The sequence below is a fragment of the Kocuria sp. genome (assembly GCF_030530945.1).
Classification (GTDB): Bacteria; Actinomycetota; Actinomycetes; order Actinomycetales; family Micrococcaceae; genus Kocuria.
Map to the genome: position 1 here is coordinate 1 of NZ_JAUMTZ010000021.1, position 2962 is coordinate 2962.

Annotated in this window: 3 protein-coding genes and 1 tRNA gene; 2 read left to right on the top strand and 2 right to left on the bottom strand. The window is 71.6% G+C overall.

Translation table 11 applies throughout. The features are described from left to right. Positions 1–158: 158 nt before the first annotated feature. Complete coding sequence (locus Q4A22_RS11790) at positions 159–1094, bottom strand: SDR family oxidoreductase (protein ID WP_303179715.1); 936 nt, start codon at positions 1092–1094, stop codon at positions 159–161. An 84-nt stretch (positions 1095–1178) separates the two neighbouring features. Between Q4A22_RS11790 and Q4A22_RS11795 the strand changes: the two genes are divergently transcribed. Further along, positions 1179–2363 (top strand): zinc-dependent alcohol dehydrogenase, encoded by a 1185-nt coding sequence (locus Q4A22_RS11795; RefSeq protein ID WP_303179716.1) that lies wholly within the window; start codon positions 1179–1181, stop codon positions 2361–2363. Positions 2364–2409: 46 nt separating this feature from the next. Beyond that, positions 2410–2712 (top strand): membrane protein insertion efficiency factor YidD, encoded by a 303-nt coding sequence (gene yidD / locus Q4A22_RS11800; protein ID WP_303179717.1) that lies wholly within the window; start codon positions 2410–2412, stop codon positions 2710–2712. Positions 2713–2896: 184 nt separating this feature from the next. On the opposite strand, the gene Q4A22_RS11805 is transcribed toward yidD, so the two are convergent. Beyond that, positions 2897–2962: transfer RNA gene (locus Q4A22_RS11805), tRNA-His, on the bottom strand.

Genomic DNA, 2962 nt, shown 5'->3' on the forward strand with positions numbered 1-2962 from the left:
GGGCCGGGTCCGCGGCGTGCCGGGGGGCACCCCTGTCTTCGTAGGGGGGGCGGCTCGACGGCGCTGGGTGTGGGGGCGGCAGGTAACATCCGCCCCGCCCGCACCTTTCTGCGCCCGGCCCCTCGGGACACCGCACGGGTCCTCGGAGGGGCGGTGGCTCAGTTCTCGTTGGTGCGCCTCGCCGCCCGGTCCCCGAGCGTGGTCAGGGTGTCCACCACGCGCGAGTTCAGCCGCTGGCGCACCGTTCTGCCGGGAACCTGCCCGGTCTGCTGGGGGGATGCCGAGGGCAGCACGCGGTTGACCATGCCCAGGGCCCGCACGGTGAGACCGGGGGCCAGTCCGCGGACGCGCTGGGCCACGGTGGGCAGCCACCCCAGCAGCACCACAGGACGGCCCGCCAGCACGCCGTCCACGATGCGGTGCGCCGCACGCCCGGCGTCCATCGACAGCACGGGCAGGGACGCTGAGGGCGCGAACCATGCGTACTCCTTCTCCGCGTCCCCGGTGAAGTACGCCTGCCCGTGGGAGCCCGTGCGCATGAGTCCGGGATCCACGCTCGTGGCGGTGACACCGGTCCCGGACAGCGACGCCGCCAGGCCCTCCGCGAAGCCCACCGCTCCGAACTTGGCGGTGCTGTACGGGAGCAGGTGCGGCACGGACACGAGCCCACCCACGGAGGCGACGACCCCGATGCGCCCGTGGCCGCGCTTCCGCATTCCCGGCAGCACCGCCAGCGCGGTGTGCACCGGGCCCATGGTCATGGTGTCCACGGCGTCCCGGAACTGCTCCACGGTGACGCCCTCCACGGAGCCCACCTGGATGATCCCCGCCACGCACACGAGCACGTCCACGGGGCCGAGGTCCCGCTCCACGTCCTGAACCAGCGCGGTCACTGCCTGGGCGTCGCCGACGTCGCACACGTAGTCGCGCACGGTGCCGTGGCGGGAGAGCAGGGAGCGGGCGCGGGCGAGCTCGGCGGCGTCGCGCGCGCAGATGGCCACGTCGTGGCCGCGGGTGAGCAGGTCCTGGGCCACCAGCAGGCCGAGCCCGCGGGAGGCGCCGGCCACGAGGGCCACGGGGTGCGAATCAGTCATGCCTGCACGCTACCCCGGCCCGCTGCGGGGACGATCCCCCCGAGGGGTGGTGCCCTCCGCGGCCGTTCGTGCTTGACTGGGGCCATGCGTGCACTGACATGGCAAGGACTCGGCGACGTCCGAGTCGAGAACGTTCCCGACCCCGTCCTGCAGGACCCCACCGACGCCATCGTGCGGGTGACCTCCACCGCCATCTGCGGCTCGGACCTGCACCTCTACGGCGTGCTGGCCCCCTACCTGCAGAAGGACTACGTCCTGGGCCACGAGTTCATGGGCATCGTGGAGGAGGTGGGCTCCGGGGTCTCCTCCCTGCAGCCCGGTGACCGTGTGGTGGTCCCCTTCGTGATCGCGTGCGGTCACTGCTGGATGTGCGACCGCGGTCTCTACGCGGCGTGCGAGACCACCCAGATCCGCGAGATGGGCACCGGCGCCGCACTGTTCGGCTTCTCCTCCCTCTACGGTTCCGTTCCGGGCGGTCAGGCCGAGATGGTGCGCGTGCCGCACGCGGACTTCGGCCCCGTGAAGCTGCCGCAGGACTTCGACGACGAGCGCTTCCTCTACCTCAGCGACATCCTGCCCACCGCGTGGCAGGGCGTGAAGTACGCGAACGTGGGGGAGGAGGACACCCTGGCCGTGCTGGGGCTGGGGCCGGTGGGCCAGCTGGCAGTCCGCTCCGCGAAGCTGCAGGGCGTCAAGCGCGTGATCGCCGTGGACCTCGTGGACGAGCGGCTGGCGCTCGCCAAGAACTGGGGCGTGGAGACCGTGGACCTGCGCGAGGTGGACGACGTCTCCGAGACCCTCCGTGAGATGACCGAGGGCCGCGGCCCGGACGGTGTCCTGGACGCGGTGGGCATGGAGGCCCATGGCAACCCCATCGCCGAGAAGGTTATCGCCGGTGCCGCCCGGCTGCCCAAGCCGCTGGGCCGCAAGGCCATCGAGACCGCCGGCATCGACCGCCTGGACGCCCTGCACACGGCGATCCACAGCGTGCGCCGCGCGGGAACGGTGTCCCTGTCCGGCGTGTACGGCGGGATGGCGGATCCCATGCCCATGATGGAGATGTTCGACAAGGGCATCACCATGCGCATGGGCCAGTGCCACGTGCGCCACTGGACGAACGAGCTGCTGGAGATCGCCAGCCAGCCGGAGGACGTGCTGGGTCTGGAGTCCCTGGCCACCCACCACGTGTCCCTGGAGGACGCCCCTGAGGCGTACAAGACGTTCCAGGAGAAGAAGGACGGCTGCATCAAGGTGGTGCTCAAGCCGTGACGGCCCAGGCCCGAATCCCGTTCCTCGGAACCACGGGGCACTGCTCGTGACTGCCGCGCAGCACTGGGTGGGCACGGCCCCCCGCCGCGGAGCGGACCACCTCATCCGCCTCTACCAGCGCCACCTCTCGCCGCGCAAGGGCTACACGTGCGCACACCTGGTGGCCCGGGGCGGACAGTCCTGCTCCGCCGCTGTACGAGGCATCATCGCCCAGCAGGGTCTGCTCCGGGGCATGGTGCCCACCATGATCCGCTTCGCGGCCTGCTACCGGGCGGCGCTGCTGCTCGGGTCCACCGGTGGGAGCGGCGTGTGCTGCTGCGGGCCCGTGCCCATTCCGTTCCGGTTCTGACCGGGTCCCACGAACTGGGTCTCAGAACCGGGACCCACGCAGCCCCCTCTCCCCACGGATTCTCCGTGCGGGGGAGGGGGCTTCGTCGTCACGAGGGAACGGGGCCTGCGCACTGAGAAAAGCCGCAGGGCCCGGACGGGCACTTCCGTGCCGATCCGGGCCCTGCGTGAAGAACTTCATGGGGTGAGCGACGGGGGTTGAACCCGCGACCTCCTGGACCACAACCAGGCGCTCTGCCGACTGAGCTACG

Coding starts and splice junctions, on each gene's coding strand:
- Q4A22_RS11790 (WP_303179715.1), bottom strand. CDS start 1,094: ATGACTGATTCGCACCCCGTGGCCCTCGTGGCCGGCGCCTCCCGCGGG.
- Q4A22_RS11795 (WP_303179716.1), top strand. CDS start 1,179: ATGCGTGCACTGACATGGCAAGGACTCGGCGACGTCCGAGTCGAGAAC.